The sequence below is a fragment of the Acidimicrobiia bacterium genome (assembly GCA_041393965.1).
Classification (GTDB): Bacteria; Actinomycetota; Acidimicrobiia; order Spongiisociales; family UBA5794; genus UBA5794.
Genome location: JAWKJB010000001.1, coordinates 350195 through 375598 on the forward strand (window position 1 = coordinate 350195; position 25404 = coordinate 375598).

Below are 25404 nucleotides of genomic sequence, written 5' to 3' on the forward strand. Positions count from 1 at the left end.
GACAGTGTCGGTGAGCACCGCAGTCGAGGTGACCTACGCTTGGTATATGAGAATGCGGGACCTGCCGTCCGTCGATGCGCTCGCGTCGGTGGTCGCGCGAGACACGGAACTTCCTCCCGCCCTCGTTGTGGCGATGGCTCGAAAGACCATCGACACCGTGCGTGAAGCCCTGGCGGCCGGCGAGGAGCCGCCTGATCCGGCCGAGGAACTCACGGCGTTGGTGGCTTCGATCGCTGCGAGCAGACCGACGAGGGTCATCAACGCGACGGGCGTCCTGCTCCACACCAACCTCGGACGCGCCCCTCTGCCCGCTGATGTCGCGGCCGATGCCGCCGAGATCTCCCGCTCGGCGAGCAATGTGGAGATCGATGTCGCGACCGGTAAGCGATCCCGGCGCTCTGCCTACCTCGAAGCGATCCTCCCGGTCGTAACCGGAGCCGAGGCCGGCTTCGCAGTCAACAACAACGCAGGAGCGCTGCTGCTCGCACTCGCGTCGACGGCGGGACGGGGAAAGGTGGCCGTTTCCCGAGGCGAGCTGATCGAGATCGGCGGTTCGTTCCGGCTCCCGTCGCTCATGGAAGCATCCGGGGCGACCCTCGTCGAGGTCGGCACCACGAACCGGACCCGCCGATCCGACTACGAGGCGGTTGCGGACCGGGTCGATGCCATCTTGAAGGTGCATCCCTCGAACTATCGGATCGACGGCTTCCGCGAGGAGGCGTCGTGGGAGGAGCTCGCAAGTCTCGCAACACAGGCCGGAATCCCTTTCATCGCGGACATCGGGAGCGGGCTGGTCGACGCGTCAGCTCCTTGGCTCGGCGACCGCGACCGCAGGTGGCTCGCAGACGAACCGGGTGTCCGCCAGACGGTTGCGACGGGGGCCAACCTCGTCTTGTTCTCCGGCGACAAGCTCCTCGGTGGGCCCCAAGCGGGTGTCATGGTCGGCACGAGGGCCGAGATCCGCGAGGCGATGAGGCATCCGATTGCTCGTGCGGTGCGTCTCGACGGCGCCTCGATCGCGGGACTCGCCGGTGTCCTCGATCGGTATGCGACAGCCGCTGTTCTCACCATCCCGTTCTGGCAAATGGCTGCGGCCTCCGTCGACGAGATCCGCGATCGGGCGACACAGGTGGCGGGTACGAACCCACGGGTCACCATCGTTGATGCCGAGTCGATCCCGGGAGCCGGATCGGTGCCGGGAGCGACGATACCGACGGTTGCGATCCGAATCGAAGGCGACGCGGATAGCGCGTGGTCCGCCCTCGCTGGTTGGGACACGCCCATCATCGCAACCCGCAGCGACGGAGCCGTCCTCATCGACCTGCGATCGGTCGATCCTTCCGACGATCGGACGGTTGCCGCCGCAATCGAAGGCGCCATCGTCTGACATGCCGATCGTCGGGACCGCTGGCCATGTCGATCACGGAAAATCGACGCTTGTCGAAGCCCTCACCGGACGCGATCCGGACCGCCTCGCCGAGGAGAAGCGGCGAGGCCTGACCATCGACCTGGGGTTCGCCTGGATGGATGTCGGCGGAACCGAGCTGGGGTTCGTGGATGTTCCCGGCCATGAGCGTTTCATCAAGAACATGCTCGCCGGCGTCGTCGGCGTGGATTGCGCTTTGTTGGTCGTCGCCGCTGACAGCGGTTGGATGCCACAGACCGAGGAGCACGCGAAGATCCTGTCGCTCCTCGGTGTCCCGACCGGTGTCATCGCGGTGACCCGGACCGATCTCGTCGACGACGACACGATCGAGCTCACCACGCTCGAGATCGCAGAGGAGGTTGCTGATACACCGATGGCGTCGTGGCCGGTCGTTCCGGTCTCCGCGGTCACCGGTGACGGGCTCGGTGATCTGCAACAGGTGCTGGTGGCAACGGCCCTGCTTGCTACCGCCGATGTCGCTGCGCCGTTCCGGATGTGGGTCGATCGCGCGTTCGTGATTCACGGTTCGGGTCTCGTCGTGACGGGAACCGTCCAGGCAGGAACGCTCCGCACCGGTGACGAGATCGAGGTGCATCCCGGTTCGGCCACGGCACGGGTCAGGGGGCTTCACCACCACGATCACGCGGTCGACATCGTCACCGCGGGGCAGCGAGCGGCGATCAACCTGTCGGGGATCGATCTCGCCGATGCCCGCCGCGGATCGAGGCTCAGCGTCCCCGGCACAACGGCCGACACCACCGGACTCCTCGTCGATGTGACCACCGCACGGGGATTCGACCGCCTCCCGAACCGCGGGTCATTCCATGTCCACCTCGGAACGATCGATCGTCCGGCAACGATTCGGACCGTCCGCGACTCGATTGTCGCGATCACGACCGATGCACCGATTCCAGCCGTTGTCAAAGACCGATTGATTCTCCGCGAGAGTGGCCGCCAGGCGGTCGTCGCCGGGGGAACCGTGATCGAAACACGGGCAGCCGGACGCATCGGCGCCGACGCCATCGAGCGGCTCGCCGCTGCGGTTACCGCAGCACCCGACTCCGACGCGTTGGCAGATGCCATCCTGGAGGCGAGAGGCCACGAGGCGATCAGCGTCCTCAAACGCGCCACCGGAGGTGGGGCGCCGTCGCGTGCCGTGATGGCAGGGAGCACCGCTGTTTCGCTGCTGCGGGCACGCCACGCCGTCGAACGGGCGGTTGGGCTCACCGAGACTTACCACGCCGAACACCCCAGACGCGCGGGGATACCGATCGCCGAGCTGGCTTCGCGGGTCGGGATCGCGCACGACCTGATGTCGAGCCTCGTCACCGGCACGGAGGAACTCGACATCGCCGACGGCACCGTGCGCAGACCCTCGTTCGAAGGTGGGCTCTCGGACGCCGACGAAGCGGCGTGGGCAGCGGCACGGGCCGCGCTCGAGTCGTCCCTCGATGTTCCAAGAGCCTCACATCTCGGCCTTGATACAGAGGTGCTCCACGCCCTGATTCGCCGAGGCGATCTTGAGCGGATCGAGCCCGACCTGGTCTTCACCCGCGCCCAGATCGATCAGATTCTCGGCCGCCTCGAGGGACTCGACGATCCGTTCACGGTCGCTGAATTCAAGGAGTATTTCGGCATGGCTCGACGCCAGTCCGTGCCGTTGCTCGAATGGCTCGACAAGCAGGGCATCACACGCAGAAGCGGGGACACCCGCACGCTCGTACGCTGACGGTCAGCGAACCGCAAGCGCTGCGCGTCGCTCGGACTCCGTGAGACCACCCCAGATTCCGTACGGTTCCTTGATCTCGAACGCGTAGTCGCGGCATTGCGGCGACACGGGGCACACCTGGCAGACTGCCTTCGCCCTGACCTCGCGTCGTTCTCGTTCATCCTTGCGTTCCTGGGTACTGGGAGGGAAGAAGAGATGTGAGTGGTTGCCGCTGCACAACGCGGTCGGGTGCCAGGAACGATCGGGTGCCGTCACGAAGAATCCGCCCTTCGATAATCGCGTACGAGTTCAGATGCGAGACGGGCAGCGCGCCCGACACGCGACGACGAAGCTACCCTCTCACGCGTCGCTGCGCCAGCGGTTTTTTTCTCACCCTCATCCGCCCATCGGACCGATCGGATCGATATCGAGGACCAAGCCACTGAGGCCGACGATCTCAGCGGGAGCACCGGCCTCGATGCGGATACCACGATCGGCGGTCGCCCGCCACCGGGTCCCGTCGACGAGCACGATCCCCGTCGGGTCGAGGGTGTCGACAACGACGCAGCGCCGCCCGACGAGCTCCTCCCGGCCCACGGTCGGTGTTGCGAATCGTCCCCGTACGACCGTGGTCAGCGCGTACCAGGTGAACACACCCGCAGCAAGCGACGAGACGGCCACGAGCCAGACCGCTGGCGGGTAGCCGGGGCGCGTCGAGGCGAAGAGGAGCCCACCGACGGGAACCATGATCCCTCCAACCACGACCCTCCAACCGAGCCGGTGCTGGTTGAACGCCCACACGAGCAGACCGAAGCCCACGATCACCATCGCGACGCCCGGCCAGAAGACGGGCAGCGTCGCAAGCCCGTAGCCGGCGACGATCATCGACAGTCCGGACACGGCTGCCATCAGGCCCGACCCTGCGGCATAGAACTCGAAGGCAGCGAACGCCATGGCAAACACGAAGAAGAGGAAGGCCGTGTCGGGTCGGGCGCCGAGCCTGACGAAGCGATCAAGCCAACCCGGCTTCATGAAGCGGACGGGGCGTGCCGCAACCGTCACCTCCCGACCGTCAACGACCGAGGTTGCGGCCGTGTCGAGCACGAAGACCCGGTCGTCCCTGACGATCGTCTCACCGTCGAGGCCGACGATCAACTGACCGAGGGCGGGATCCACACGATCAACGAACCCCGCAACGACCGGGTCGTCGACATCGACCGTTGCCGTCGCGTGCGCGAGAACATCAACGGTTGCTACGACCAGGCCGGGGTCGTCGCCAGGCCGCATCGATGGCGACTCCGCACCCGATCTGAGCACGGCAGGGCTGAGAAAACCCACCTTGGTGCCCGGTGCCGCCGAACGCACATCGGCATGGTTCACGAGATAGGCCGCGCCTCCGTATGCGACGGCGGGACTCGGTCCGATCCACGCAACGACGGGCGCCTCGGCCCCCATGACGGCATCGAACATCGGGGCGAGATCTCCCGACGATGCCCCGGGGCTGTCGACCTTGAGGATGAACGCATGCACCGGGTGCGTCTTGAGAGAAGCCACGACATAGTCGACGATCGTCTGGTCGATCGGATCCGTGACATCGACCACCACGATCGGATCCTCGCCGGACTGCCCCAGAGCCGATGACCCGGAAACCGCAGCGGCAACAACCAGCAGACCGATGGGAAGCAGCCGGAACACGCGCACGGCGCGAGGATACGGAGCATGCTCCGGGTAGTACCCACGCGCCCGGGACGGTACGCTGTGCGCCATGAGCACCATCCTCCTGGTCGCAGAGACCCCCTCGGTCACCGACCGCGTCCATGTCGCACTGGCTGGCTCCGGGATCACCATCATCGACCACGACGATCCGCGGACCGCCTCGAAGGTCGCGTACGAGCTGCCCGTCGATTCGGTCGTCACCGAGATGCAAGTCGGTTCGATGGGTGCGATGGCAATCGCGAGGGCGGTCCGCGCCGATGCCAACAACGGTGCGGCTATTCCCGTGACGATCCTGCTCGATCGCGAGGCTGACGCGTTCTTGGCGGGGCGCTCCGGCGCAGCGAACTGGGTGGACAAGAACGCAACACCCGCGGAACTGCGCAAGGCGCTCGGGGTAGCACGCTGACCATGTCGAGCGATTCGGAGCCGGGCAGTACCAACGACCCATCGGGACATCCCTGATGGGTCCCGACACCGTCGCCTACCTCATCGTGCTCGGCCTGTGCACCCTCAGCTCGGGCTTCTTCTCCGGATCCGAGACCGCATTGATCGGGATCTCCCGCGAACGCGTCCATCAACTCGCGGCCGACAGCGACGCCGGGCGGAAACTCGAACGGCTGATCGCAGACCCCGAGCGGATGCTGTCGACGCTGCTCGTCGCGAACAACGCCGTGAATGTCCTGTCCGCGTCGATCGCGACGATCCTGTTCATCTCGTTGCTCGGTGAGGCGTGGGGACCGTGGGTGGCAACGCTCGTGATGACCTCGGTGCTTCTCGTTTTCGGGGAGATCACACCGAAGACGATTGCCGCCAGACGGCCGGAGCGATTCGCCCTTCGTGTCGCCCCAACGATCTGGAATCTGTCACTCGTCCTCGCGCCGGTCGCAAACTTCTTCAGCTCGATCACCCGTGGCCTCCTGAGGGCCATGCGGATCACCGGAGACGCAAGCGCAGACGGCGTCACCGACGACGACATCAGGGCACTCGCGGCGCTCGGGGAGCGGGGTGGCTTCATCGTGGAGGCCGAACGCGAGATCATCGATGCCCTGTTCCATCTCGATGACCGCCCGGTACGCGAGGTGATGACACCGCGACTCGACATCGTCACGCTCACCGCGCCGTTGACCTCCTCAGAAGTGCGGGCCGCGGTCTCAGAGACCGGCCATTCCCGCTTCCCCGTCACCAACGGCGACCTCGACGACCTCATCGGAATCGTTCATGTGAAGGACCTCCTCCTGCACCCCGAATACGACGAGGCGGACGATCTCAGCTCGCTGATCCGGACGCCGAACTACCTGCCGGAGACGATGTCGGTCCTCACGACGCTCTCGGAGATGCGTTCGCAGCGCTCCGCGATGGCGGTCGTCGTCGACGAGCACGGAGGAGTCGAAGGCATCGTGACGATCAAGGACCTCATGTCAGAACTCGTCGGTGAACTCCAGGACGAACACGATCCGGGAGCGCCCTCGCTCGTCCAGCTCGGTCCGAGACTCTGGATCGCGGACGGCAAGGTCGACATCGTCGACCTCGGTGTTGCGCTCGCGCAGGATCTCGGGGACGGCCCATACGCGACCGTTGGCGGCTACATCATGGCCATCTACGGCCGGGTCCCCGACGAGGGTGACCAGATGACGGAGGGGAACATCCGGTTCACGGTGCTGTCCATGGACCGCCAGCGTGTCGACCGTGTCAGGGTCGAGAGACTCTCCTGAGCAGTAGCATGGGCGCTTCGGGACGTGGCGCAGCTTGGCAGCGCGCATCGTTCGGGACGATGAGGTCGTCGGTTCAAATCCGACCGTCCCGACCCTGAAGATGCCGGTCACGGGCTTGGAATGAGCCCATGGCCGGCATCTCGTTCGTTTCTGGCGCGTCGATTGCTCGGGTGTACCCCTCCCGGGGTGGGGTATCTCCGATCGCGCTATCCTCCGATGCATGAAGGACGAGCACCGAACCTCGGCACTCAACCGGCTCAAGACCGTCCGCGGGCATCTCGACGGCGTCATTCGCATGGTTGACGAGGAGCGCTACTGCCCCGACATCATGAAGCAGGTGTCGGCCCTCCAGGGCTCTCTCGAAGGCGTCAACCGCGTCCTGCTCCAGAACCATGTCGAGACCTGCGTGCTCGAACATGTCGAGGCGGGTCGATCAGCACAGGTCGTCGACGAGCTGCTCGAAACCCTCCGCTATGCACCACACCTCCTGCCGGAAACACCACAGAAAGGAACACCATGACCACCGTCATCCTGTCAGTACCCGATATCTCGTGTGACCACTGCAAGCGATCGATCGAAGGTGCCGTTGCACCCCTCGAGGGGGTTGCATCGGCCGAGGTCTCGATCGGCGATCGAACGGTGGCCGTTGTCTTCGACGCCGACAAGGTCACCGTCGCCGACATCATCGAAGCCATCGATACGCAGGGCTACGAAGTCGCGGACGCCTGAAGCGAGCGCGCGAATGACCGACACGGTTCGCTTTGATGTCGAGGGAATGACCTGCGCGTCGTGCGCGGTGCGGATCGAACGCGTCCTCAACAAGCAGGAAGGCGTCGCCTCGGCCGTCGTGAACTTCGCCGGCCAGGAGGCGAGGGCGACCGTCGCCGCGGACACCGATGTGCAAGCACTCCGGGACGCCGTAGCGCGGATCGGCTATGAGATCTCCGAGATCGGACCCGACGACGACCGGCGCCCCGTCACCGAACGATACAGCGACGAGGCGAAACGCCAGTGGCGCAATGTCGTCGGGGCATCGATTGTCACCGCACCGGTGCTGTTCCTCGCCATGGTCGGGCCGTCGGTCGCATGGAACCCGTGGGTGCAGTTCTTCCTCACGAGCGTGGTCGTGTTCGTCTTCGGCTGGCAGTTCCACACGGCGACCCGGAAACAGCTCCGGTCGATGTCTCCCGCAATGGACACCCTCATCTCGGTTGGGACACTGACTGCGTGGGCGTACTCGACGGTCGTGCTTGTCACCGACGGTGCAGCCGCAGTCGTTGCCGGTGAGGCCCATGTCTTCTTCGAGACGGCCGCCATCATCATCACGCTGATCCTCGTCGGGCGCTTCTTCGAGGCTCGATCGAAGGGGCAGGCATCGCTGGCGATCGCGAAGCTCGCCGAGCTCGGAGCGAAACAGGCGCGTCTCGTCATCGACGGGATCGAGACGATGGTCGATCCGATCGAGCTTGCCCCAGGAAACACAATCGTTGTCCTTCCGGGCGAGAAGGTACCCGCCGACGGTGTGGTGACCGCAGGACGGTCTGGGATCGATGAGTCGATGCTCACCGGTGAGAGTCGACCGCAGGACAAGGAGCCCGGCTCATCGGTGTACGCGGCCACGGTCAACCAGGACGGCCGGCTCGAGGTCGAGGTCACCGGTGTTGGCCCGAACACGGCGCTTGCCCAGATCATGCGGCTCGTCGAGGACGCGCAGGCCACAAAGGCACCAGTTCAGAAGCTCGCCGATCGGGTCTCTTCGGTGTTCGTTCCGTCGGTGATCGCGATTGCGGTCGTGACCGGTTTGGCCTGGTTCGTCGCGACGGGGGAGGTCGCGCGGTCACTGGAGAACGCTGTGGCGGTTCTCATCATCGCGTGCCCATGCGCGCTCGGTCTTGCAACGCCAACAGCCATCATGGTCGGTTCGGGTCGGGGTGCTGAGACCGGCGTGCTGTTCAAGAACGCAGAAGTGTTCGAGCGTGCAAACGGCATCGACACCGTGGTGTTCGACAAGACCGGCACCCTGACGCGGGGGGCCATGACCTTGGTCGACTTCGACACCGACGCCGATCCGGCGCGGTTCCTCACCCTCGTTGGTTCCCTCGAGGCCGGTTCGGAGCACCCGATCGGGCGAGCGGTGGCGCTCGGAGCCGAGGAGCGGGACACCCGCCTTGTCCCTGTCGCCGGGTTCACGGCGATACGGGGGAAGGGCGCTACCGGTGCGGTCGACGGGGTCAGTGTCATCGCTGGCACCCCGGCCTTCCTCCGTGAAGCTGGCTACGACACCGACCCGTGGGACGACCGGTTCGACTCGATGGCCGGATTCGGGGACACGACCTTCCTCGCCGGCTGGGACGGCAAGGTCCACGGTGTTCTGAGGGTTGCCGATTCGGTGCGGGACTCCTCGTCGGCGGCCGTTGAGGCACTCCACGCCGACGGCCTGCGAACGGCGATGCTGACCGGGGACTCGATACGCGTCGCCGACACGATCGCCGCTTCCCTCGGGATCGACGATGTGGTCGCCGAACTGATGCCGGAAGGCAAGGTCGACGCGATCACATCGATGCAGGAGCAGGGTCAGGTGGTGGCCTTCGTCGGTGACGGCATCAACGACTCCCCGGCTCTGACCGCCGCGGACCTCGGCATGGCGGTCGGTTCGGGATCCGATGTCGCCATCGAGGCCGGCGATGTGGTGCTGATGTCGGGTGATCCCATGCTGGCGGTGACCGGCATCAGGCTTGCGCGTGCGACCTTCGCAACCATCCGTCAGAACCTGGTATGGGCATTCGGCTACAACACCGCTGCGATACCCCTCGCAGCGTTCGGCTTTCTCAACCCCATGATCGCAGCCGCCGCGATGGCGTTCTCATCCGTGTCGGTTGTTCTGAACTCGCTCAGGCTCCGCCGATTCGGCTGATCGGGTCGCGAAAACTACTCGTCTACTCGTCGTCCCCGAGGCCCTCGACGAAGTCCTTTGCCTTGTCGGCGCCGGTATCGATGTGGTCGGCGTACTTTCCACCGGTCTTGTCGTCGACAAAGTCCGCCGCCTTGTCGATGCCGTCCTGGATCTGGTCCTCGTGATCACCGATCGCGTCCTTGCCCTTGCCGATCAGGCCCTTTGCCTTGTCGAAGAATCCCATGTTGTTGCCCTTCTGTCGCGCATCGCTGACAGTAGTGGTTCCAAGGGGCTGCCGGTGGCCGGTAGGAGCAGCGCACCCTCCCCGGCATTATGGGACGCGGCATGTATCGTCTTCACAGAGCCGGGAACCGCACCGCTTCCCCAACCATCCAAGTTTCGAGGTGAGTCATGAAACGCACTGCACTGTACTTGATACCGGCCATCCTTCTCGCTTCGTGCGGCCTCCCTGCTCAATCCGGCGGCTCACCCGGAGAAGTGTCGACCTCAGGAAATCCGACGACATCCACCGAATCCATGACACCCCCGCCGACAAGCGACAAGGCCATTGGACCGGAGACAGTCGACGACTTGATCGAAGTGGCGATCAGAGCACGGGCCAACCTCGCTGAACACATCGATGTCCCCGAGATGAAGCTAGAGCTGGTTTCGTCTGAGGCCGTCACTTGGCGTGATGGATCCCTCGGATGCCCTGAAGTGGGCAAGGCATACACCGAAGCCCTCGTCGACGGCTATCTCATCGTCTTCGAGACCGACGGGCAGCAATACGAGGTTCACCAGGCAGGCAATCACAGCCCCGTCGTGTGTCTCACTCCGTCTATCGATGGGTTCATTCCGCCGACCAAGAAGCCACCCGAAATCTCGATTCCACCGCCGATCCGGTAGCACATGCGGCATACGGAAAGGCCCCCCGGAACCGGGGGGCCTTTCCGTTCGATGGTCGGTCGATGCGCTAGCGAACTTGAACCTGCATGAGGTTGCCACGAGCGCTGACGCTCCGAATGATGATCTTCGTACCGGTGTGGGGGTGGCGAACGAATCCGTTCGGATTGCCCTCATCCCAGTACTCATTCATGTCATCGAACACTTTCACTGCTGGCAGATCGCCATAGACAACACTGGTCCCAAAGGTGGTCAGTGAGAACGCGTCGGTTCGCTGCAGACTGAAAGTCGCATCGTGGGTCTGAACACGGTTACGGAACGGTGTTCCATTGCTCATGTACAAGCTGTCGGGATGTGCATCCAGCGGAAGGATCAGACCTTCGCCAGGGTGATCCGACGCAGCGTTGTTGTCGGGCTGGGAGGTGTCCCAGTAGCTGATCAACAAGCCGTCCTGGTACGGAAAGTGCTCCAGCCAATCACCACCGACGAAGTTGTATGGACCGGTCTTGAGACCCCGGTCGTAACCCATGTAGGTTCGGAACTCCGCCAGGTAGTAGTTGTTGTGGAAGCTGGTCTCTTGTCCGCTCGTCACCCGGAATCCGTCGAGCGTCCAGTCGACCTCGTCACCTTCCGCGGTGCCGATCTGCGTTCCGTCGATCCAGATGTCATCCACCATGAATCCGGTCTCGATCGCGGCAACATCGGTCCAATAGCGGAACCCGATTTCCACGGTCTGGCCGGCGTAGGTCGACAGGTCAGCTGTCAGGGACACCCAACCACCGCTGAAGCCGGTGATCCCATGGCCGAAGTTCTGACCGTTCGGATTCGTTGCCGTTGACCGATTGGTAGCGATCGGAACACCGTTCACCATGAGATAGGCGTAGTCCCAGTCGGTCTCGATCTCGTAGTTCACCATCGCTGTCAGCATCGGTGTACCAGCAGGCACCGTCACGGTGCGCGTCATCGTGTTGTCAAGATCGTTCCCGGCACCGCTGTAGAAGAAGTTTGCTCCTTCGGGTGCGGTACCGATGTTCGTGTCAACCTGTTTCGGCGGAAGCACAACGAACAGGCCCTGTGCCTGTTTGGTGTTGGTCTCGGCTGGACCCATCTTGTGGCTCGACTTGTCACCGGCGAACGCGACCTCGTAGTTGAGCCATCCCAGTTGGAACTTCTCCCACGCGCCCATGTGGATCGGATGCGTACCGATGTAGTCGGGACTCTGGGTGGTCCACGAACCTGACGACATCAGTGTCCAGAATCCAGTGGTGTTCTCACCGCCTCCTGTGTCATACAGGTCCGGAAGACCGAGGTCGTGGGCGAATTCGTGGGCGAAGACACCAACGGCCCCGTTCTCGGGCTCGGTGGTGTAGTCGCCGATCCAGTAATTGGAGTCTCCGACTTGGGTTCCACCGTAGGGGACCACTGTGCCGTCTGCCAGTGTGGGACCGCCGGAACCAATGGGTGTCAGTTGGACATACCAGCGATGGCTCCAGATAGCGTCTGCCACGCCCGCTTCGGCTCCTCCACCGGAGTGAATTGCTTGGTAGTGGTCGATATAGCCATCCGGTTCGTCGAAGTTCCCGTCACCGTCGTGGTCATACCGATCCCAGACATCGAACTGGCTCAGGTAGTCGTTGATGTCTGAAGGCGTCATGCCGTCTGCGATCTGTCCTGCATACCAGTTGTCCACCGACTGCTCGATGAAAGGCCAAGTGGCGTTCGAACCAAGGGCGTCGGAGTACGCAGCCTGGGGACCATCGACCTCAACCCAGTCTTCGACAATGCCGTCAACGGTGTAGCGGTTGGATGATTGCTCGATGTAGAAGTTCCGCATCGAGTTCGCTCCCGGCGAGTCGTCAAAGAGCATGTCCTCATAGTGCGCTCGGCTGAAGTCGCCAACCCAGTAGGTCGAGTTGTCGACAGTGCGATCGGGCTCCGGGATGTTGTTGTGCGCCAAGTCGGTGAACTCACCAAGAGTGGTCCAAATGCGGTCTTCTCCCTGTCGCGCGAGTTCAACGAACTGGCCGTGTGCAACCCGGACAACGCCGTCGCTGTTCATCGTTGCCTTGCCGTGTAGCACAGCGGCCTGCGCCCTCTCCTTCGCTTCGTTCTGAGCGTCGGCGAGAGGGTGAGACAAGTTGTCCGACCGCACGCCGGCAGTGTCTGGGTTCGTGGAGCCAGATGCTCCTGATCCACCGGATCGGGCACCGGCGGGCATAGCCATGGCGAGAGCGGCTGCCAACACCGTGACCAGTACAAGAAGTCTTCTTCTCAAGATCCATCTCCCTGCTCGGTTGCTTCCAGCGGGATTGACTCCGCTGCGGAGTTGATCCCACACTTCGCGTGACCATACCTTGGGCGATCGGGATAAGTCGGTGGTGACATGAACGACGCGAAAAACTTCTCAAGATCCTGTTATGAGCCGGTCGTGCAGGCAACAATGGCGCTCTTCGCACCCGACCGTCGCTCAATCGAGGAAGCAACCGGCCGTGCGTCGCATCGCCGCGGATCGGGTCACGCGGGGCCGGTACCGTTTGTCCCGTGCCAAACCGACTCGCCAACGCAACTTCGCCCTATCTGCGCCAACCCGCAGACAATCCCGTCGACTGGTACGAGTGGGGCGCCGACGCCTTTGCCGAAGCGGCGCGGCGCGATGTGCCAGTGTTGCTCTCGGTCGGCTACGCATCGTGCCATTGGTGTCATGTGATGGCGCACGAGTCGTTCGAAGACGACGAGACCGCCTCCTACATGAACGAGCACTTCGTCAATGTCAAGGTCGACCGGGAAGAAAGGCCCGATGTGGACCGCATCTACATGGACGCGGTCCAGGCCCTGACCGGTCAGGGGGGATGGCCGATGACGGTGTTCCTGACACCGGATCAGCGTCCGATCCACGCGGGCACCTACTATCCGAAGGTCGGCATGCCGCACCATCCGAGCTTCCGTACCGTGATGGAAGCCGTCACCGACGCATGGAGAACGAACCGTTCCGGCCTCGACCGCCAAGCTGCCGAGATCACGAGAGCCATTTCGTCGTCACGGTTTCCGAACGGGTCACTTCCGACGGACGACGAACTCGCCGGAGCGGTCACCGCCATCGAACGATCCTTCGACCCTCACGCCGGAGGATTCGGTGGTGCCCCGAAGTTCCCGCAGGCACCAACCCTCGAGTTCCTGCTTCGCATGGCGGCGCTGCACCCCGACAGCTCGGCGGGTGGAACGGCGCTCACGATGCTTTCGACGACACTGGATCACATGGGCCGAGGGGGCATCTACGACCACATCTGCGGCGGTTTCGCCCGCTATTCCGTCGACGCGACCTGGACCGTGCCCCATTTCGAGAAGATGCTGTACGACAACGCGCTCCATGCGCGCATCTACCTGCGGGCTTGGCAGCTGACCGGAACCGAGCGCTCTCGCTCGATCGCGATCGAAGTCCTCGACTACCTCGATACGACCCTCGCCGATCCCGCCGGCGCCATCCACGCAGCGGAGGATGCCGACTCCGAGGGCGAGGAAGGACGGTTCGCCGTATGGCGGTGGGATGAACTGACTGCCCTGCTCGGCGACGACCTCGCGCTCGGCGCTGCGATCTACGGGTTCACCCCCGAGGGGAACTTCGAGGGGGCCAACATACCGACCCGTGTGCGCGACCGCACCGACATCCTCGGCGAGTTCGGGTTGACCGAACAGGACTGGTTCGAAGCCCGCGGTCGCATCGACGAGGCCTTGCGGAGCGCACGCGCCGATCGCGAGCCTCCATTTCGCGACGACAAGGTGGTCGCCGCATGGAACGGCCTTGCCATGCGGTCCTTCGCGGAGGCGGGGGCCATCCTCGAGGATGCGAGATACACGCAGCGGGCCACCAGCATCGCCGAGTTCCTCACAACGACGGGGAGCCCCAACGGTGAACTCGTGCGCTCCTGGCGTGACGAGCCGGGGGTCGGCGGGTTCGCCGACGATGTCGCATCGGTTGCGGTCGGCCTCTACACGCTGTACGAGACGACCGGTGATGAGACCTGGTTCGATGAAGCGGAGCAACTCGTTGAGGCACTCCGCACGAGGTTCCGTTGATCCCGAAGGCGGTTTTCGCAACCTCGGACGCTGCCGAACAGCTCATCACCAGACCAAAGATCCTCCAGGACAACCCGACGCCGTCGGACAACGCCCTCGCGCTCGAGGCGCTCCAACTCCACGCGGCGCTCACCGGGGATCTCTCGGCGATCCGCGAGATGGAAGCAACCATGGCCTCGGTGTCGCTGATCGCTCGGCGGCATCCGCCATTCGCCGGACACAGCCTCGCCGTGTGGGCAACCCACCTCGCAGGCATCCGGGAGGTGGCAATCACCGGTTCCGAGGCAGGCACTGCAGACATGGAACGCATCATCTGGTCAGCCTTCCGGCCCGATGCGGTCGTTGCCGTGAACCGGGACACTGGCTCGTCGGTTCCGCTCCTCGCCGGCCGCGATGCGACCGATCAAGCAACAGCCTATGTGTGCAGCGGCCTTGTCTGCGACCTTCCGGTGACCACGGCCGAGGCCCTCGCCGATCGCATCGGCCGGTGACCCCAGTGGGTCCAAAGCAAGATCCTTCGGAATCGGCCGCGGTGAGGACCACGGTGGTCAAGTCATCTCCCCCGTTACCCTCCCACGATGGATGTCATCAGGCGACAACAGCAACCACCGGTCCGTCGACCCATCGCTATCGTCGCGTTCGGAGGCTGGAACGATGCGTGCGATGTTGCATCCAGCACCGCCGCGTTCATCGTGGATGCCCACGACGCCACCACGACATATGCCGAGGTCGAACCGGACCCGTTCTATGACTTCCAGCAGCACCGCCCCGTCGTCGAGATCCACGAAGGTGTCTCCCAGTCGGTGATGTGGCCGTCGGTGACCTTCACCGCCGTCTCCCGCCTCAACGACGACCGGGATCTCGTCGTGGTGACGGGACCGGAACCCAACTTCCGCTGGAAGACCTTCTCGCGATCACTCGTCGAGGAGCTTGCCAACCTCGGTGTCGAAGAGGTGATCCTCGTTGGTTCCTATGTCGGTGCCGTGGGGCACCGCCAGCCCGTTGTTCTCGCCGGTGTGGGAACGGAGGCCCTGAGTGTGCTGCGCAGCGGCATGGAGGCGTCGAACTACGCCGGTCCAACGGGCATCATCGGGGTGGTCCAGGGGGCATGCAAGGAAGCGGGGATCCGGTCACTCGCCATGTGGGCGGCAACACCCCCGTATCTGTCAGGGAACCCATTCCCAAAGGCCGTGCTCGCCATCGTCGAGAAGATCTCGGACATCACGAACCTCCACATCGACACCTCGGAACTGATCGCCGTCGACGCCGAGTACACCCAACGGGTCGACGACGCTCTCGAAGAGGCAGGCTCTGATCTCACGGAGTACCTCGAGGAAATCGAGTCCTACGATGAGCCGATCCTTGGCTCCCTCAGCGGGTCAGCGTTCAATCCCCGGACGCCCAATCCCCACCTACCGTCGATCGATCCCGACCAGACCGAGGACCTCGTCGACGAGATCGTCCGGTACCTCGAAGGCGACAACTCGTGACTCGTCGCCGGTAGCGCCGTGTCCGAACTCGAGCTGATCAAGACCCTGCACCTCGTCGCGGCAGCGACATGGACCGGAGGCCTCATCGTGCTGGGATTCGTCGTCACGGCGATCCGGTCGGTGACCGACGACCGGGCGGTCCTGCAAACCACCGCGAGGCGATTCTCGGTGGTGTCGTGGGTGGCGATGGCGGTGACCCTCGCGACCGGTGTCCGGCTGTACTCCATGTATGGGGCCCGTCCGCAGGAGTTCACCTTGAAATGGACGCTCATCACCGCGGCGATCGTGATTGCCGGCATTCACCAGCTGACTGCGAGGCGAACGCCCCCTGCCATCCGCGGCGTTGTTCAGCTCGTGATCCTTGTGCTGTCGATCGGCATCTTCGCCGCTGCCGTGATGCTCCCGTTCTGAGCCGGGGAACTACCGCTTCCGCTTGTGGCGGTTCGCTTTGAGACGCTTGCGGTACTTGTGCTTGCTCATCATCTTGCGACGCTTCTTCTTCACCGACCCCATACAGGAGACCTCCACTCGAGAATCAGGATGTTCGTGCGGAACATCCGATCCCGGGGCCGCACGCGTTGCCGACAGGATACGCCGATTCGGCGGCTGCCGACCGGTCGAGCCCTTCGACACCGGCTCTGGACCCGCCGTTTTCGCGGGGGGCCGGTCCTAACATGGCGTGATGCAGCCAGTCATCGGCATCACGAGCCGAGCCAAGTCGGTCCCGTCCGTTGGGTCCCACCTCCTCGCCCACACGGTCTTCCACACCTACACCGACAGCGTCATCAGCGCAGGCGGTATCCCGGTGATGCTCGTACCGGTCCACCACGACTCCATCGCAGATATCTTCGAGCGCATCGACGGGCTTGTGATCACAGGGGGCGGTGATATCGCCCCCGAACGGTACGGGCGATCCCGTCACGAGACGGTCGCCGAAGTCGACGATGAACGCGACCGATTCGAGATCGAATTGGTGCACCGCGCCTTGGCGGCCAGGATCCCGACACTCGCCATCTGCCGGGGCCTCCAGGTCGTCAATGTCGCACTCGGAGGCACGCTCATCCAGGATCTGCCGTCCCATACCGGCGCCGCAGGGCACGACATGATCGGCGATGCGGCATACGAGGCCCACTCCATTGTGCGCATCGACAAGGGGAGCCGCATCGCGGAGATCATCGGCGCCGGTGACCACGGTGTGAACTCCATCCATCACCAGGCCGTTGAGGATCCGGGGCATGGTGTTCGGGTCGTCGGGTCGGCACCCGATGGGACCATCGAGGCCATCGAGCACGAGGACCGCGACTGGGATCTCATTGCCGTGCAATGGCACCCAGAGTTCCTCGGGGCACGCGACCACGGACCGAGCCACGAGCTCTTCCGGGCATTTGTCGAGTCGGCCGGGAAGTACCGGGCCGATCGGTAGGCGTGGCTACCAGCATCCTGTTCGTGTGCAGCGGAAACATCTGTCGCTCCCCTCTTGCTGAGTACCTTGCGCGCCGTCGGTGGCCACCCGGCGACTGGTCGGTGTCATCGGCCGGTATCGCTGCAACGCCGGGCACACCTGCGACGCCCGCGATGGTCACCGCAGGCAAAGAACTCGGGGTCGATCTTTCGTCCCATGCGGCGAGGCTGCTCGCCGAGACACCGGTACCCGATCTGGTCTTGTGCATGGAGCACCACCACGCAGACAGCGTCCGGCGCATGCTCCCCGGCCTCGCGCCTGACCGGATCCGCCTTCTCGGCACCGGCGACATCGACGACCCCTACGGGGGCTCCCTTGCGGAGTACCGACGGTGCGCTGCGACGATTGCAGCGGCAATCGACCGAACCGGCAAGAGCCCTTAGGCCACGGCCCGAGCACCCGGTCAGAGCAAGCCTTCCGTGTCAACCGGAAGGCTCAGCACCTCACCGCGGGTACCCAGCACCCCCGCCATTGCGCCGATCACCCGTCCCTTCGACTCCGATGTGGCGAACGCAAGCGCCGCGGGGCCTGCACCCGACCAGCACGCATGGATGGCACCCGCCGACCTCGCTGCCGCCATCAATTCACCGGTGATCGGTGACAGCGATGCACGCGGTTGCTCGTGGAGTTCATCACCAGCAGCGTGGGCGAGGGTGTCCGGATTCCCGTTCTCGAGGCCGCTGATCAAGAACGCGAGGCGGGCAAGCGATCGCGCAGCCACCGGCATCGGAACTTCGCGCGGGAGAGCATCGCGGGCGCGAGTTGTGCGCAGATGGGCGGCTGGAATGCCAAGAATCGGTTGCAAGGATGGATGCAGTTCGAGGCGCTGCACACCGGTGTCGGTCGCCGCGACGAGCCCGCCGAACACCGTCGCGCCGGCGTTGTCAGCGTGGCCCTCGATGCGGGCAACGATTTCGAACACGGACCGCCGCGTCTCTGTCTCACCGATCGCCTTGTACGCGGCACCGGCGACGGCTGCTGCGACTGCGGACGACGATCCGAGGCCCCGCGATCGCGGGATCTCGTTGGCGAGGGTGATGTGCATCGGACAGCCAACCGCGTCCATCACGGCACGGTGGATGATGTCGTCCTCACCGAGACGAGAAGTCGAACCCGCTTCGGTGAGCATCATCGAGTCGGAGGGTTCAGCGGTCGCAACACACCGGAGACCGAGCGCGAGGGCGAGCACATCGAATCCGGGTCCGAGATTGCCCGACGAGGCTGGAGCGGATGCAGTGGCCCTCATCGTCGCGTCGGCTCGATGAAGATGCGGGTTGCTGCGGGGACGGCAGCCGCGACGGACTCCTTGACCGCGGCAATGGCCTCAACCTCGTCGATGCCGTCGTCAAAGGCAACATCGGCGTTGACGAGGATCTCGTGTGGTCCGAGATGCATCGTCAAGATGCGGTCGACATGGTTGACGGGTTCGACCGACAAGATCGCGACACGGATCGCCGTGCGGTCCTCGCGGGAAGCTGCCTCTCCTTCGAGCAGTGCCTTCATCTCCCGCGCAATCACGAATGCGACAATGCCCAGCAGGACACCGATCAGGACCGAGGCGACACCGTCCCATACGGCGTTGGCGGTCACCTCCGCAAGGATGAGGCCGGTGGCGGCGATCGCGAGGCCCGCGACGGCGGACGCATCCTCGAACACGACGATGATCAGGGCCGGATCCTTCGAACGGCGAATCGTGCGCCACACACCACGCGATCCCCGAAGGGCGTTGAACTCCTTCACCGCGGGACGGAACGCGATGAAGATCTCAAACACGGCAGCAATCGCGAGCACGACAAGCGAAAAGACGAGGCCGTCACTGTGGTGGTCATCGGCATGGATGATGCGCTGCCAACCATTGAAGATCGACCACGCGGACCCGCCGACGAACAGCATGATCGCAACCATGAACGACCAGAAGTACAGAGCCATGCCGCGCCCGTACGGATGCGACACGGTCGGTGCGTAACGCGAAACCGCCTCACCGCGCAGCAAGAAGAGCTGGTTCCCGGAGTCGGCGACGGAGTGGATCGCCTCTGCGAACATGGCGGCACTTCCCGAGATCAACGCGGCGATGAACTTGGTCACCGCGATCGCTGCGTTGGCGATGAGTGCGAGCACAATGAGCCGTTTGGATCCGGACGCCATGACGGGCGAGTCTATTGTCTCGGTACCCTCAGACGAGTAGCGACCGAGGTCAGCATGATGAAAACCCTCCCCTACGGCTCTTGGCCGTCCCCGATCACGCCAGAACGCATCGTCGCCGATGCCGCGACCCCAACCGAGACCGGAGCCGACGGGGAAGACATCTGGTGGTCCGAGTCTCGACCGTCGGAGGCAGGGCGCATCCAGGTCGTGCGCTCGTCGAGTGGGATCAAGCGTGACATGCTGCCGGACGGATACAGCGCGCGGACACGGGTCCATGAGTACGGGGGAGGCGCCTGGTGGGTTGATCGCGGCGTCCTGTTCTTCTGCAACTGGGAGGATCAGCGGATCTATCGCGTCGACGGAAATGCCGCTCCCGTGCCGATCACGCCCGAACCCCCCGAGCCGGGGGCGTGGCGGTATGCGGACGGCCGGGCCACAACGGACGGCCGCTGGTTGTTCTGCGTCCGCGAGGATCACACGGGGTCCAGCGAAGCACGCAACGAGATCGTGGTGCTCGCCACCGATGGTTCGACCACACCAGCCGTCGTCGTGTCGGGAAGCGACTTTGTCTCTGACCCGTGCCCGAGCCCTGACGGATCGACGCTTGCATGGATCGCGTGGAATCACCCGAACATGCCGTGGGACACCACCGAGTTGTGGAGCGGCACGATCAATGACTCCGGTGGCAGCGCCACCGTGGCTGGTCACCAACGACTGGCTGGAGCTTCAGGGGAATCCCTGATACGGCCCATGTGGGGCCCGAACAACGACCTGTATGTGATCTCGGATCGCACGAACTGGTGGAACCTCTACGGAGTTGACAGTGTCGAAGAGCTCAGCCCGGTCCACCCGGTCGCGGCCGAAGTCGCACCGCCTGCGTGGGTCTTCGGCAGGCCCTCGTATGCGATCACCGACGACGGTGTCATCTTCTCCACATGGACCGAAGGAACCACGGCCAAGCTGCTGCGAACCGACCGGGACGACCTCGACCGGGTGTTCGATATCGCGCGGACGGGCCTGAGCTCCCTGCGGAGCCACGGAGATGGCGTCGTTGCCATCGCCACATCCCAAGACCGGGAGCCGGAGGTGGTTTCCTACTCGTTCCCGGAAGACCGTCTCGTCGAAACCGTGATCGCCCCGAGCCGCAACCTCGGTCTCGATCCGGGAATGATCTCGAAGGCGGAACCGATCAGCTTTCCGTCCACGGGCGGTCGCACGGCCCACGCCTTCTTCTATCCCCCAACCAACAGCGACACGAAAGGACCCGAGGGCGAAAAACCCCCGCTGTTGGTGATGAGTCACGGCGGGCCGACCTCGGCCGTGACGGCATCGTTCAACCCTTCGATCCAGTTCTGGACCTCACGGGGGATCGCAGTGGTCGATGTGAACTATGGAGGATCCACCGGATACGGACGAGCGTACCGCGAATTGCTGTACGGCAACTGGGGCATCGTCGATGTCGAGGACTGCTGTGCGGCAGCCGAATACCTCGTCGATCAGGGTCTCGTCGACGGGAACCGCCTCGCCATACGCGGTGGCAGTGCGGGGGGTTACACGACGCTCGCCGCGCTCGCGTTCAAGGACACCTTCCGTGCCGGGGGGAACCTCTTCGGAGTCTCGGACATCGCTGCGCTCGCCCAGGACACCCACAAGTTCGAGAGCAGGTACGAGGCTCAGCTCGTCGGGCCGTGGCCCGAAGCCGAGGATCTGTACCGTGCGCGGTCTCCGATCAACCATCTCGATGGTTTCGACTGCCCGCTCATCACCTTCCAGGGCCTCGAGGATCTGGTCGTGCCCCCGAGCCAATCTGAAGCAATCATGGATGCGCTCGACCGTCGCGGCATCCCGAACGCCTACCTGACCTTCGGAGGGGAACAGCACGGTTTTCGTCGCGCAGAATCCATCATCACCGTGTTCAACGCGGAACTGTCCTTCTACGCGCAGGTCTTCGGCTTCGAACCGGCAGACGACATCGAACCGGTCGCGATTTCTCATGCTGAGGCGATTCGAAGTCCATCGTGACGGACGCTGCGATCTGCACACGCGGACTGACGAAGTACTACGGCGACACCGCTGGCATCATCGACCTCGAACTGTCCGTCGAGCGCGGGGAGGTGTTCGGCTTCCTCGGCCCCAACGGTGCGGGGAAGACGACCACGATTCGCCTCCTTCTCAACTTCTTGCACCCGACGCGCGGCGCAGCCACCGTGCTCGGACACGACATCGTGGAGGACTCGATCGCCATCCGGCGCCGGATCGGCTACCTGCCCGGCGATCTCGCGCTGTACGGCAACATGACGGCGAGGGAGCTCCTGCGCTACTTCTCGAATCTCCGGAGGATCGATAGGAAGGACCGCGTCGCAGCGCTCGCGAAGCGGTTGGACCTGGACCTCGACCGGAAGATGAAGGACTACTCCACAGGCAGCCGTCAGAAAGTCGGGCTCGTCAACGCCTTCATGCATGATCCCGAGCTCCTGATCCTCGACGAGCCGACCGCCGGACTCGACCCGCTGATGCAACAGGAGTTTCAAGCGCTCGTTGCCGACACGAGAGAACGCGGGAAGACCATGTTTCTCTCCTCGCACATCCTGTCCGAGATCGACCGGGTCGCCGATCGTGCCGGAATCGTCAGACAGGGTCGCCTCGTGGCGGTCGACACCATCGAGGCCTTCAAGTCGAAGGCACACGCGACGGTGTCCCTGCGTTTCGCTGCTCCCGTTCCACGGGAGGAGTTCCTTGCCTGTGACCGGGTCGTGAGTGTCGACGCGAGGGATCACGGAACGGTTCTCGTGGTCACCGTCGCAGGCTCGGTGGATGCCGTCGTCAAAGCGGCCGCCCGGCACCGCGTCGAGTCGATCTCGAGCCGCGACGGCGAACTCGAAGAGGTGTTCCTCTCGTATTACACGGGTACCCTCGATGTTCCATAGTGTCTTCACGAAGGCCATCTGGGACCGCCGGGTTTCGCTCGCGGGCTGGACACTGGGCACGGCGGCCATCACGCTTGTGGTCGTCGCCGTCTACCCACTCCTCGCGGCGTCCCCCGACATGCAGGACATCATCTCGGACCTGCCACCCGGGGTGCTGGGCGTGTTGGGATTCGATCCAGAAACCTTCCTGACCGGTGCCGGTTTCCTCCAAGGCGAGCTGTACTCCCTCATCGGGCCGGTGATGGTGATCGGATTGGGTGCAAGCGCCGCGGCTGGCGCGACCGCACGCGAGGAACAGGAAGGGACGATGGACACGCTGCTCGCCATGCCCATCTCGCGGACCTCGATCCTGCTTCACAAATCGTCGGTTGTGGCCCTCTCTGTCGCCGTTGTTCCAGCCACGATGGGTCTCGTGATGGTCGCGACGAACCCCCTCTTCGACCTCGAGCTCGGCATCCGTGGGATCGTCGCCGCCAACCTGGGGCTTGCTGGCCTCGGCCTCGTCTTCGCAGGCTTCGCACTTGCCGTCGGTGCCTTCTCCGGGTCGGTTCCGATGACGACAGGAACCACGCTCCTCGTGGCGGTGGCGGCCTGGTTTGCGAGTGCCTTTCGCGGGATCTTCGGCTGGCTCGATGTGCCTGCCAAGGTCAGCCCCTTTTCGTGGTACTCGGACAACCTGCCACTCCTCAACGGTGTCCCGGTGTCGTTCGTGTGGCTCGTCGCTGTCACGGCCGGCTTCGTGGTGAGCGCGGTGATGCTCTTTCAGCGCCGAGACATCGCCACCGCACTCACGCTGTTGCCGCGCCGCTCATCGGTCGGTGCGAGGCAAGCCACCCGGTCCCCGCGCAGCGCGTGGCTCCTCTCATCGGTGTTCGGGAAGACGATCTGGGACCGGCGGCGTTCGTTGTGGACATGGGCGTTCGGCCTCAGCGCCTTGCTCGTGCTCACCATCGCGGCCTGGCCCGTCATCGCCGCCGATGCCGACGCCATGCAAGGTCTGATCACCGCGATGCCCAAGGAGCTGTTCGCGCTCCTCGGCATCACAGACCCCGCGCTTGTCGCGACCCCTGAAGGGTTCGTTTCGAGCCGCGCCTACCAGACGATCGGTCCCGTCGTGATGATCCTGTTCTGCGTCGGCACCGTGGCGTCGATCGTCGTCAGGGAGGAACGATCCGGAACCCTCGACTTGGTGCTGTCGCATCCCCTCCGGCGTTCCAGAGTCCTGTACGGCAAGGCCCTCGCCATCGCTGTGATGGCGTTCGTGATCGGCGTCGTGCTGATGGTGTCCGGTCTCGTTGGCAGCGCCCTGTGGAACATGGGCCTCTCGCCCGTCCATGTCCTTGCCGCCAACGCAGGTCTCGTGTTGCTCGCCCTCTTCTTCGGAGGGCTCAGTTTGGCCGTGTGGAGCCTTCTTCCGTCCGGTGGCTCCGCCGGAGGGATCACCGCGGGGATTGCCGTCGGGGCGTTTCTCCTCAACGGCCTCGGCTCCCTCGTCGATGTCCTCGAACCCTTCCGGCCCCTCTCGCCGTTCTTTTGGTATCTCGGCGACATGCCACCGCTCGCCCACGGCTTCTCATTCGGCTACCTGGTGCTCGGTATCGGCGCGTCGGTTGCCGTCGTGGTGGCGGCCCTGCGGTTCGAACGGAGGGATCTCGCCGTGTGACACCGCCGGGATCTCTCCGAAGAGCTCGACCCGTCAGTCCCGCGTCATGATCTCGGAGAGTCCGTCGGTGAAGTCGGTTCGGCCGGAGAGGAGATCCGACCCGTGGGTGATGACATCGGCGCCGAACTTCTTGCGGAGGTCGTCGACGGACCTATCGAGCGACTCGAACTCGAGGTCACGCGGTGACCCTCCAGCGCCGTCGTCATCGCGCACCGCGAAGGCAAGCTGGGTCGGCTCGCCCGCTGCAATCCCCGAGACCGCAACGCTCACGAGCGTCGTCTCGTGGTTGGGATGCTTGGCAAGGACCCGTTCGAGCATGCTGGTCGCGACGGTCACGATGGAGCCGTTCGACGCCGTCGGGATCGGAAGGGTTGTGGAGCGTGTCACCGAGGTCAGGTCCCCGAAGCGAATCCTCACCGTGACCGTACGAGCCGACATGTCCTTGGCCCGCAGCCTGGTGGTCACACGGTCGGTGAGCCTTCCGAGGACGGGAGTCAGCTCGTCGAGCGTTCGGATCCGAGCCCGCATCGCGGACTGAGCACTCATCGACTTCGCTGCCCGCCCGGTAGCCACGGGCCTCGGATCCCGGCAATGGGCGAGTGCGGACAGGTGGGACGCGTGGGATCTACCGAGCGCGACCACCATCGCCTCAAGGGGAGTCGACGCGATGTCGCCGACGGTCACGATGCCGAGCTCGTTGAGCTTGCGCCTCGTCACGGGCCCGACCCCCCACAGGTACGACACGGGCAGCGGATGCAAGAAGTCGAGTTCGTCGCCGGGTTCCACCACGATCAGCCCATTCGGCTTGGCGACTTGACTCGCGATCTTGGAGAGGAACTTGCGGGTGGTTGCACCGATCGAGACGGCCAGTCCGGTCTCGGCGGCGACCTCGGCCCTGATCGAGCGGGCGATGTCGGCTGGTGATCCGAACAGGTGCGTTGCGCCTGTCACATCGAGGAACGCTTCATCGATCGAGAGGCGTTCGACGATCGGTGTGTACGACTCGAAGATGGCGAACACTTTGCGCGAGAACGCGGTATACGCGCCGAAGGTCCCGTCGACGACCACGAGCTGCGGGCAGAGACTTCGCGCCTCACGGACCGGCATCCCGCCCCTTACTCCGAACGATCGGGCCTCGTAGCTGCATGACAGCACGACGCCTGCCCCAACCGCCATCGGCTTCCCGGCAAGGGATGGGTCCTCGAGGATCGCGACCGCCGCGTAGAACGCATCGAGATCCGCGTGGAGAATGCCCGGGATGTTCACGCTGCCATCGTGTCACACC

General features: G+C 64.4%; 25 protein-coding genes and 1 tRNA gene. 18 read left to right on the top strand and 8 right to left on the bottom strand.

Annotated features, from left to right (window positions below):
* Positions 1-46: 46 nt before the first annotated feature.
* Together selA and selB are read left to right on the top strand one after the other, a co-directional pair.
* Positions 47-1387 (top strand): L-seryl-tRNA(Sec) selenium transferase, encoded by a 1341-nt coding sequence (gene selA, locus R2823_01815; protein ID MEZ5174927.1) that lies wholly within the window; start codon positions 47-49, stop codon positions 1385-1387.
* Positions 1356-3155 carry a selenocysteine-specific translation elongation factor gene (gene selB, locus R2823_01820; protein MEZ5174928.1) on the top strand — a complete coding sequence of 600 codons (1800 nt, stop codon included), beginning with the start codon at positions 1356-1358 and terminating at the stop codon, positions 3153-3155. The genes selA and selB overlap by 32 nt, the downstream gene beginning before the upstream one ends.
* Positions 3156-3158: 3 nt before the next feature.
* Here selB and R2823_01825 read toward each other — a convergent pair whose 3' ends face one another.
* Positions 3159-3410, bottom strand: coding sequence for a WhiB family transcriptional regulator (locus R2823_01825; protein MEZ5174929.1), 252 nt, complete (start codon positions 3408-3410; stop codon positions 3159-3161).
* A 120-nt stretch (positions 3411-3530) separates the two neighbouring features.
* Entirely contained in the window at positions 3531-4835 is a 1305-nt protein-coding gene (locus R2823_01830; GenBank protein MEZ5174930.1) for an NfeD family protein, read from the bottom strand.
* Positions 4836-4899: 64 nt separating this feature from the next.
* On the opposite strand from R2823_01830, the gene R2823_01835 reads away from it, so the two are divergent.
* The 6 genes from R2823_01835 (at position 4900) to R2823_01860 (ending at position 9476) form a co-directional block, all read left to right on the top strand.
* Positions 4900-5256, top strand: a complete 357-nt coding sequence (locus R2823_01835) for a hypothetical protein (protein MEZ5174931.1) — start codon at positions 4900-4902, stop codon at positions 5254-5256.
* 55 nt (positions 5257-5311) lie between these two features.
* Entirely contained in the window at positions 5312-6562 is a 1251-nt protein-coding gene (locus R2823_01840) for a hemolysin family protein (protein ID MEZ5174932.1), read from the top strand.
* An 18-nt stretch (positions 6563-6580) separates the two neighbouring features.
* A tRNA-Pro gene (locus tag R2823_01845) sits at positions 6581-6654 on the top strand.
* A gap of 128 nt (positions 6655-6782) precedes the next feature.
* Positions 6783-7082 (top strand): metal-sensitive transcriptional regulator, encoded by a 300-nt coding sequence (locus tag R2823_01850; GenBank protein ID MEZ5174933.1) that lies wholly within the window; start codon positions 6783-6785, stop codon positions 7080-7082.
* Positions 7079-7291 (top strand): heavy-metal-associated domain-containing protein, encoded by a 213-nt coding sequence (locus R2823_01855; GenBank protein MEZ5174934.1) that lies wholly within the window; start codon positions 7079-7081, stop codon positions 7289-7291. The genes R2823_01850 and R2823_01855 overlap by 4 nt, the downstream gene beginning before the upstream one ends.
* 13 nt (positions 7292-7304) lie before the next feature.
* Entirely contained in the window at positions 7305-9476 is a 2172-nt protein-coding gene (locus tag R2823_01860; GenBank protein MEZ5174935.1) for a heavy metal translocating P-type ATPase, read from the top strand.
* 22 nt (positions 9477-9498) lie between these two features.
* Here the strand turns inward: R2823_01860 and R2823_01865 are convergent, their stop codons facing one another.
* The gene (locus tag R2823_01865) at positions 9499-9699 is read right to left on the bottom strand and encodes an antitoxin (GenBank protein MEZ5174936.1); all 201 of its coding nucleotides are present in this window, start codon (positions 9697-9699) and stop codon (positions 9499-9501) included.
* A gap of 167 nt (positions 9700-9866) precedes the next feature.
* Here R2823_01865 and R2823_01870 point away from each other — a divergent pair, with 167 nt between their 5' ends.
* Positions 9867-10361, top strand: coding sequence for a hypothetical protein (locus R2823_01870; protein ID MEZ5174937.1), 495 nt, complete (start codon positions 9867-9869; stop codon positions 10359-10361).
* Between the two features lie 67 nt (positions 10362-10428).
* Here R2823_01870 and R2823_01875 read toward each other — a convergent pair whose 3' ends face one another.
* The gene (locus R2823_01875; GenBank protein MEZ5174938.1) at positions 10429-12510 is read right to left on the bottom strand and encodes an immune inhibitor A; all 2082 of its coding nucleotides are present in this window, start codon (positions 12508-12510) and stop codon (positions 10429-10431) included.
* 389 nt (positions 12511-12899) lie between these two features.
* Here R2823_01875 and R2823_01880 point away from each other — a divergent pair, with 389 nt between their 5' ends.
* From R2823_01880 to R2823_01895, 4 genes are all read left to right on the top strand, one after another.
* A complete protein-coding gene (locus tag R2823_01880; GenBank protein MEZ5174939.1) occupies positions 12900-14432 on the top strand; it encodes a thioredoxin domain-containing protein in 1533 nt (510 codons plus the stop codon).
* Complete coding sequence (locus R2823_01885; GenBank protein ID MEZ5174940.1) at positions 14429-14923, top strand: hypothetical protein; 495 nt, start codon at positions 14429-14431, stop codon at positions 14921-14923. The genes R2823_01880 and R2823_01885 overlap by 4 nt, the downstream gene beginning before the upstream one ends.
* A gap of 87 nt (positions 14924-15010) precedes the next feature.
* The gene (locus R2823_01890) at positions 15011-15922 is read left to right on the top strand and encodes a PAC2 family protein (protein ID MEZ5174941.1); all 912 of its coding nucleotides are present in this window, start codon (positions 15011-15013) and stop codon (positions 15920-15922) included.
* Positions 15923-15940: 18 nt separating this feature from the next.
* Positions 15941-16333, top strand: coding sequence for a hypothetical protein (locus tag R2823_01895; protein MEZ5174942.1), 393 nt, complete (start codon positions 15941-15943; stop codon positions 16331-16333).
* Positions 16334-16342: 9 nt separating this feature from the next.
* Here R2823_01895 and R2823_01900 read toward each other — a convergent pair whose 3' ends face one another.
* Positions 16343-16435 (bottom strand): AURKAIP1/COX24 domain-containing protein, encoded by a 93-nt coding sequence (locus R2823_01900; GenBank protein ID MEZ5174943.1) that lies wholly within the window; start codon positions 16433-16435, stop codon positions 16343-16345.
* 169 nt (positions 16436-16604) lie between these two features.
* Between R2823_01900 and R2823_01905 the strand changes: the two genes are divergently transcribed.
* Together R2823_01905 and R2823_01910 are read left to right on the top strand one after the other, a co-directional pair.
* Positions 16605-17345: a gamma-glutamyl-gamma-aminobutyrate hydrolase family protein gene (locus tag R2823_01905; GenBank protein ID MEZ5174944.1), complete on the top strand. Its 741-nt coding sequence runs from the start codon at positions 16605-16607 to the stop codon at positions 17343-17345.
* Between the two features lie 2 nt (positions 17346-17347).
* Positions 17348-17767, top strand: a complete 420-nt coding sequence (locus R2823_01910) for a low molecular weight phosphatase family protein (protein ID MEZ5174945.1) — start codon at positions 17348-17350, stop codon at positions 17765-17767.
* Positions 17768-17787: 20 nt separating this feature from the next.
* Here the strand turns inward: R2823_01910 and R2823_01915 are convergent, their stop codons facing one another.
* Together R2823_01915 and R2823_01920 are read right to left on the bottom strand one after the other, a co-directional pair.
* Positions 17788-18630 (bottom strand): hypothetical protein, encoded by an 843-nt coding sequence (locus R2823_01915; protein MEZ5174946.1) that lies wholly within the window; start codon positions 18628-18630, stop codon positions 17788-17790.
* Entirely contained in the window at positions 18627-19529 is a 903-nt protein-coding gene (locus R2823_01920; GenBank protein ID MEZ5174947.1) for a cation diffusion facilitator family transporter, read from the bottom strand. Before R2823_01920 ends, R2823_01915 begins: the two co-directional genes overlap by 4 nt.
* Positions 19530-19583: 54 nt before the next feature.
* Here R2823_01920 and R2823_01925 point away from each other — a divergent pair, with 54 nt between their 5' ends.
* The 3 genes from R2823_01925 to R2823_01935 are packed head-to-tail and all read left to right on the top strand — an operon-like array spanning position 19584 to position 24119.
* Entirely contained in the window at positions 19584-21551 is a 1968-nt protein-coding gene (locus R2823_01925) for a S9 family peptidase (GenBank protein ID MEZ5174948.1), read from the top strand.
* Positions 21548-22456 (top strand): ABC transporter ATP-binding protein, encoded by a 909-nt coding sequence (locus R2823_01930; GenBank protein MEZ5174949.1) that lies wholly within the window; start codon positions 21548-21550, stop codon positions 22454-22456. The genes R2823_01925 and R2823_01930 overlap by 4 nt, the downstream gene beginning before the upstream one ends.
* Positions 22446-24119, top strand: a complete 1674-nt coding sequence (locus R2823_01935) for an ABC transporter permease subunit (protein ID MEZ5174950.1) — start codon at positions 22446-22448, stop codon at positions 24117-24119. Before R2823_01930 ends, R2823_01935 begins: the two co-directional genes overlap by 11 nt.
* A 33-nt stretch (positions 24120-24152) precedes the next feature.
* Here R2823_01935 and dinB read toward each other — a convergent pair whose 3' ends face one another.
* On the bottom strand, positions 24153-25385 hold the full coding sequence (gene dinB / locus R2823_01940; protein MEZ5174951.1) for a DNA polymerase IV: 1233 nt from the start codon (positions 25383-25385) through the stop codon (positions 24153-24155).
* Positions 25386-25404 lie beyond the last annotated feature (19 nt).

Coding starts and splice junctions, on each gene's coding strand:
- selA (MEZ5174927.1), top strand. CDS start 47: ATGAGAATGCGGGACCTGCCGTCCGTCGATGCGCTCGCGTCGGTGGTC.
- R2823_01835 (MEZ5174931.1), top strand. CDS start 4,900: ATGAGCACCATCCTCCTGGTCGCAGAGACCCCCTCGGTCACCGACCGC.
- R2823_01840 (MEZ5174932.1), top strand. CDS start 5,312: ATGGGTCCCGACACCGTCGCCTACCTCATCGTGCTCGGCCTGTGCACC.
- R2823_01850 (MEZ5174933.1), top strand. CDS start 6,783: ATGAAGGACGAGCACCGAACCTCGGCACTCAACCGGCTCAAGACCGTC.
- R2823_01855 (MEZ5174934.1), top strand. CDS start 7,079: ATGACCACCGTCATCCTGTCAGTACCCGATATCTCGTGTGACCACTGC.
- R2823_01860 (MEZ5174935.1), top strand. CDS start 7,305: ATGACCGACACGGTTCGCTTTGATGTCGAGGGAATGACCTGCGCGTCG.
- R2823_01865 (MEZ5174936.1), bottom strand. CDS start 9,699: ATGGGATTCTTCGACAAGGCAAAGGGCCTGATCGGCAAGGGCAAGGAC.
- R2823_01870 (MEZ5174937.1), top strand. CDS start 9,867: ATGAAACGCACTGCACTGTACTTGATACCGGCCATCCTTCTCGCTTCG.
- R2823_01890 (MEZ5174941.1), top strand. CDS start 15,011: ATGGATGTCATCAGGCGACAACAGCAACCACCGGTCCGTCGACCCATC.
- R2823_01900 (MEZ5174943.1), bottom strand. CDS start 16,435: ATGGGGTCGGTGAAGAAGAAGCGTCGCAAGATGATGAGCAAGCACAAG.
- R2823_01905 (MEZ5174944.1), top strand. CDS start 16,605: ATGCAGCCAGTCATCGGCATCACGAGCCGAGCCAAGTCGGTCCCGTCC.
- R2823_01915 (MEZ5174946.1), bottom strand. CDS start 18,630: ATGAGGGCCACTGCATCCGCTCCAGCCTCGTCGGGCAATCTCGGACCC.
- R2823_01920 (MEZ5174947.1), bottom strand. CDS start 19,529: ATGGCGTCCGGATCCAAACGGCTCATTGTGCTCGCACTCATCGCCAAC.
- R2823_01925 (MEZ5174948.1), top strand. CDS start 19,584: ATGATGAAAACCCTCCCCTACGGCTCTTGGCCGTCCCCGATCACGCCA.
- R2823_01935 (MEZ5174950.1), top strand. CDS start 22,446: ATGTTCCATAGTGTCTTCACGAAGGCCATCTGGGACCGCCGGGTTTCG.